The following is a 6000-nucleotide window of genomic DNA, read 5'->3' as shown; positions in this document are numbered from 1 at the left end:
TAGCTGCACTCGTGCACCCGAATCACTTACTTGAGTAAGCTCATCGGGACTTGCTTACCCGAATGACTACTTGAGTCAGTCATTCGTGGTCAGCTTAGTCTTGATTGACCCGGAAAATATTATCTAAGCGGCTTACACCTAGTCCATTGACTTTCTTCACTTTTATTTGCACCGGAATTCTCTCTTTCATGGCCTCAACGTGGCTGATGACTCCGATGGTTTTGCCCGATGCATTCAGGCTATCAAGTGCATCCAGCGCAGTATCCAGCGTTTCTGCATCCAGCGTGCCGAAGCCTTCATCGAGGAACAGTGAGTCAATGCTGGTTTTATGGCTGACCAGATCCGACAGCGCGAGTGCTAGCGCCAGACTAACCAGAAAACTTTCACCTCCCGATAGTGTGCGGGTATCGCGTATGGCATCGGCTTGCCATGTATCCACCACTTGTAACTCCAGTGCATCACTGGTTTTGCGCTGCAACAGATAGCGGCCATGTAAGCGGTTGAGTTGGTTATTTGCCAAATAGACCAGATGATCGAGTGTCAGCCCCTGGGCAAATTTGCGGAACTTATCACCTTCTTTGGAGCCAATTAAGTGATTGAGATAGCTCCAGTCATCATATTGCTGCTGGCTACGTTCAATTTGTTCAAACAGTGCATGTTGGTTGTGACGGCGAGCCGCGTCACTTTCTAGCTGATTGCGTAGTTCACCTTGGCGCAGTGTATTGGCTTTTAGCTGTGCCAAGAGTTGATCCGACTGCTGCTGCAATACTGCTAATTCAGACTCCTGATCGGCGCCCGGTGGACACTGTTGTAAATGTTGTTCCAGCGCTTCGTTGATTTGCTGCTGGCGAATATGGATTTGTTGTTGCCGCTCACTCAATTGTTGTTGCAATTGCTGCAAACGTTGTCTCTCTTCTTCGCTCAGTAAAGCGGCAGTCAGGGCGGCTTCATCTTCGAACGCACTGATCTCCAGTGCCTGCTGTAACTCAGCTTGAGCTGCTGCCGCACGCTGCTGATTATGCTGATATTGCTGCTCTAATCCCGCCAGTTCACCGGATAACCGATTGAGCTGGGATTGAGTTAGTTGTAGAGCTTCTGCTGCGTTTTGCTGTGCCAGATCCACCTGCTGCTGCTGTAGGCGTAACAACTGGCGCGCCTCGCTAACACTTTGGTTGCCAAACAGGGCATCGCGCTGCTGCTGATATTGTTGTAGTAGGACTTCAGCCTGTTGATGCTGCTGAGTCAGCTCAGCTAATTGATCTACATACGCTTGCAAATGGTGGCGCGTATCTTCAATCCGCGTCTCTAGTGCTTTTTGCTCCAGCACCCGTTGTTGTTGTTCTTGTTGATACTGCTGCCAGCTTTGGCTCTCTTCTTCCCGCAGTGCCAGCCAACTCGACTGTTGGTCAGCGTCAGGTGTTGTGAGCGATAATTCAGCCAGCGCATTATGCAAACCCTGACGCATCAGTGCTAACTCATCCTGCTGGCGCTGATGCTGTGCTAATAACTTCTGGTGAGATTGCTGGGTATCATGTTGGCGCTGCGTGATTAATGCCAACTGTTGCAGATGTTTTTGCTGCTGTTGTTCAGCTTGAGTCAGAACATCCTTAGCTTGCTGATATTGTTGATTGAAACGCTCATACTCGGCCAGTTTTAGCTGACATTGTTGCTCTAACTGTTCCTGCTGTTCCAGCCAGGCCACTAAAGCTGCAGGTTCATTCAAGGCAAAAGTCAGTGCCAGTGGCTGTGCCAGCGTTTGCCAGCGCTGTTGATATTCAACTAGTTGCTGGCGATGGTGCTGTAACTCTTGCTCCACACGCTGATACTGTTGTTGCACACTTTCTACCTGAGTGCGCAATTCCGTTCCGGCGGTGAAGAGTTGTTCGACTTGAAGGCGAAGTTCTTCAACGCGTTTAGCCGTTTCTGAGGGTTTTACCGCCTGATACGCAGTAACGGCGGGATGATCTAGCGCCCCACATAGTGGGCAGGCTTCTCCCGATTGTAGTTTGGCCCTTTCGGCCTCTAATCCAGCTATCTGTTTTTCGCGTTCCCACAAGCTTTCCAGATCTGTCAGATGCTGTTTTTGCTGTTTATATAACTGACGTTTTTCTGCCAACTGCTGTTCAAGCAGCTTTAACTGTTGCTGCAGGCTAACGGATTGCTGTTGTTGTTTATCAAGCAGTGTCTGAACTTGTTGCGCCAAAGGCGATAATGCCGCTAATTGTTGCCGTGTGGTCCGTTGTTGCTGGAGTTCGCCCCATTGCTGGCGTAGCTGTGCTGAAGGCTGTTGTTGTTCAAGCACTGATAATTGCTGCTGGATGCTACCCGCCTGCGAACTTGCTTGTATCAATGTTGCTTGCTGTTGCTTGTCTTGCTCATTCAACGTGGTGATTTGTTGTTGTAACGTGTTCAGCAATGTGACCTGTTGCTGTCGCTGCTGTTCACTTTCAATCGACTGTTGTTGCAGTATTTGCAATTGGCGGAACTGTTCACGCCATAAAGGAAGATTTTTCTCCCAGTGTTGATGGTGGGTATGCAGGTGTGCATATTCCGCCAATTGTTGTAGGCGCTGATGGGTTTTTAGTTGTTGCTGCTCATTGAGCTCAAGTTGTTGTCTCTCTTGTTGTTCTTTGCCCTGTAGCTGTTGCAACTGCGTAGCCAGTTGCGCCAAGGTGTGCCGCTGCTGCGCAATAGTGTTATCCAGTGGGACGACTTTTTGTTCGATCACTGCTTCTTGTTCATGCTGCTTAGCCGCCTGCTGTTGGCGAGCCAAATTGGCTTGCTCTAGTGCTTGAGCCAGCGGTGTCAGTTGAGTCTGAAGTTGCTGCTGTTGTTGGGTCAGTGTGGTGATACGCAGTTGTATCTGTTGCAAATCTTGCTGGCTACGTGAGCGTTCCCGCAGCAAGGGGCGCAACTTTTCAGCGGGTTCACTTCGGGCTAGTCGTTGCAGTTCCGGCTGAGCTTGCTGTAGAGTTTTCTCAATCAGTTTTTGTTGCTGCTGATATTCCAGCGCGCTCTTTTGCTGCTGTTGCCAATGGGTTAGCCAGGTTATTTGGTGTTGATTGACTAACTGTTCTGCGGCGAGCTGTTTCTCTTGTTGATTGAGCAAATCTATCTGCTGCGATAGAGCTGATCGTTGTTCTTCATTTAGCAATTCAATACCGGTTGCCCGTTGGTGCAAGGTATCCAGATCGGTTTTGGCCTGCTTATGCTGTTCGAATACATGTTCTGATAGACGCCCATAGATGTCGGTGCCCGTTAGCTCTTCCAATAGCTCCGCGCGGTCATTGGCGTCGGCATTGAGAAATGCGGCAAATTGCCCCTGTGACAGCATCATGGATTTGGTAAAACGGCCAAAATCAAGACCGGTTATCTCAGCAACCATATCGAGTTTATCACGCACTTTATCGGCCAGAATTTTGCCGCTTTCGCATAACGCAAGTTCAACTTTAGGCGCTTGCAGATTCCCTTCGGGGCTATTTTTTGCGCGACGTTGACTCCAAAATGCGCGATAGCGGGTGCCTTTCACCTCAAATTCAACTTCGGCCAGTGATTCTGCGGTATGGCGTGTCATCAGCTCATTTTGGCTGGGCGTGACATTCAGACGCGGTGTTTGGTGGTACAGCGCAAGACAAATCGCATCTAATAGTGTGGTTTTCCCTGCCCCAGTGGGGCCGGTGATGGCGAATAAGCCGTTGCTGGCAAAGGGCTCAGCAGTGAAATCTATCTTCCACTCCCCTTGCAGAGAGTTAATGTTTTTTAGCCGCAGGCTTAAAATTCTCATATAGATTGCTCCTCTGCGGCATCTTTACCTTGCGTGATCTCTTCCACCACCTGACTGAACATTTGGCGCATCCGCTGCTGGCGTGGTTCGGCTAAATCTGCCTCCTGTGCGAGTCTACGTTCAAATACATCGGCGACACTCAGCTCATTGAGTGTCTCTTTCTCTTGCCGCTCAATGCTGTTGTTGCGCTGCTCTTTACTGCGACGTAATAGTACGACCTCAACGGGTAGATCTACGGCTAGTGCTTGAATCCGCCTTTGAATATCAGAGAGATAGTCTTGGGTGGCAACTTCAATATCCAGCCAGACCGGTAAGCCCTGATGATCAACAAATTTAGCCAACTGCTGCTCTATTTGCAGCAAATCCCCTTTAATGAGCTGCATCGGCTGAAATTGCGGTATGAATAGCGGGGTCACGGATGCCAAGGTCTGTTGGGCAAACTCCACCAGATAGACACTTTTCTCTTTGCTCAATTCATCAAAACTCAGGGCAATGGGGGAACCGCTGTAACGGATATGCTCTGTTTTAGCCACTTGCTGAGCCCGGTGGATGTGGCCCAACGCGATGTAATCTGCTGGTGGAAATGCTTGGGCGGGGAAAGCATCCAGTGTGCCGATGTAGATATCACGAACCGAGTCTGAGGTGGTGACACCCACGGTGGTGAGATGCCCGGTGGCAATAATAGGTAGAGGCAAATCCAGCTCGGTGCGCAGTTCAACGGCTCGTTGATATAACGCCTGATAGTGGCCAGCAATGGCTTCTTGCAGTGCCAGCTGTTTTTGCCCGCCAGATTCACCGGCTTGACTGGTCACCAAATCTCGTGGACGCAAAAAGGGAATGGCACAGAGTAAGGCCGCAGGTTGTTGCTGACGGTTTTTCAGCGTAATGATTTGTTGTTCGAGATTGTGACTGGCACAGGAGATCACCGTGGTATTCAAATAGGAAAGCAAACCACGTGATTCATTTAGTGTTGAGACTGAATCGTGATTTCCCCCTAGAACAACCAACTGGCAGCCCGTGGGTTGGAGTTCAACCACGAAACGGTTATAGAGCTCGCGCGCATAGCTAGGTGGGGAGCCGGTATCAAAAATATCACCGGCGACAATCAGCGCATCTACCTGATTTTCTTCGATCTGCCTAATGAGCCAGTGTAGAAATGCCTGGTGTTCGGCAGCCCGGCTTTTGGTGAAGAAGTGTTGGCCTAAATGCCAATCAGAGGTATGGATAATGCGCATAAATCTCCCACACGGCAGGTTATCAGTCAAAGAGAGTGGCGCTGATTATAAACGCTGACCGCAGGATGTCGCGGCTAAAACAGTCGCTTGAAGTAAATCTCCGAGACGTCTCGCAAACTTGGCTGCTGCATTTTGCAATTACTGTAAAATTTATCACTATGCTTATTGCGGGTAGAAGCGCGATGTTTTTCATAAAAATGTCACAAAACTGACGCATAATGACTCTCGAAATCAAATAGTGACCACTAACTTACTGGCAGGGTTGATGATGGCAAGACGCATATTGGTGGTGGAAGATGAAGCGCCAATCCGTGAGATGGTGTGCTTTGTGTTGGAACAGAATGGTTACCAACCATTAGAAGCCGAAGATTATGACAGCGCAGTCACTCGTCTGTCGGAGCCTTTCCCTGATTTAGTGCTGCTGGACTGGATGCTGCCGGGTGGCTCGGGTATCCAATTTATTAAGCATATGAAGCGCGAAGCATTGACCAGAGATATTCCGGTGATGATGTTGACAGCTCGTGGCGAAGAAGAAGATAGAGTCCGCGGTTTGGAAGTGGGGGCTGATGACTATATTACCAAGCCTTTTTCGCCGAAAGAGCTGGTGGCGCGCATCAAGGCGGTTATGCGCCGGATATCGCCAATGGCGGTGGAAGAAGTGATTGAAATGCAAGGGCTAAGCCTTGACCCCTCCTCGCATCGGGTGATGGCCAACGAGCAAGCTCTGGATATGGGGCCGACCGAGTTTAAACTTCTGCACTTCTTTATGACCCATCCTGAGCGTGTTTACAGTCGTGAACAGTTGCTTAATTATGTCTGGGGCACTAACGTTTATGTAGAAGATCGGACGGTTGACGTGCATATTCGTCGACTACGCAAGGCGCTTGAAGTTGATGGTCATGACCGCATGGTACAAACTGTCCGGGGAACTGGATACCGTTTCTCAACGCGCTACTGAGTTTTCAGTGCCGGAGAATTCGT

At 49.6% G+C, this 6000-nt stretch carries 3 protein-coding genes; 1 reads left to right on the top strand and 2 read right to left on the bottom strand.

Features of this window, described 5'->3' with window-relative positions:
• Positions 1-94: 94 nt before the first annotated feature.
• Both AACW11_RS11325 and sbcD read right to left on the bottom strand, forming a co-directional pair.
• A complete protein-coding gene (locus AACW11_RS11325; protein ID WP_212584353.1) occupies positions 95-3784 on the bottom strand; it encodes an AAA family ATPase in 3690 nt (1229 codons plus the stop codon).
• Entirely contained in the window at positions 3781-5019 is a 1239-nt protein-coding gene (gene sbcD / locus AACW11_RS11320) for an exonuclease subunit SbcD (protein WP_212584352.1), read from the bottom strand. The genes AACW11_RS11325 and sbcD overlap by 4 nt, the downstream gene beginning before the upstream one ends.
• Before the next feature lie 268 nt (positions 5020-5287).
• On the opposite strand from sbcD, the gene phoB reads away from it, so the two are divergent.
• Positions 5288-5977: a phosphate response regulator transcription factor PhoB gene (gene phoB, locus AACW11_RS11315; protein WP_032899207.1), complete on the top strand. Its 690-nt coding sequence runs from the start codon at positions 5288-5290 to the stop codon at positions 5975-5977.
• The last annotated feature ends 23 nt before the right edge of the window (positions 5978-6000 follow it).

Origin of the sequence: Yersinia sp. Marseille-Q3913, from assembly GCF_963892745.1 — a bacterium.
In the GTDB taxonomy this organism is placed as follows: domain Bacteria; phylum Pseudomonadota; class Gammaproteobacteria; order Enterobacterales; family Enterobacteriaceae; genus Yersinia; species Yersinia bercovieri.
The sequence above is the reverse complement of the archived record's forward strand: the minus strand, read 5'-3'. Positions and strand labels throughout refer to the sequence as shown.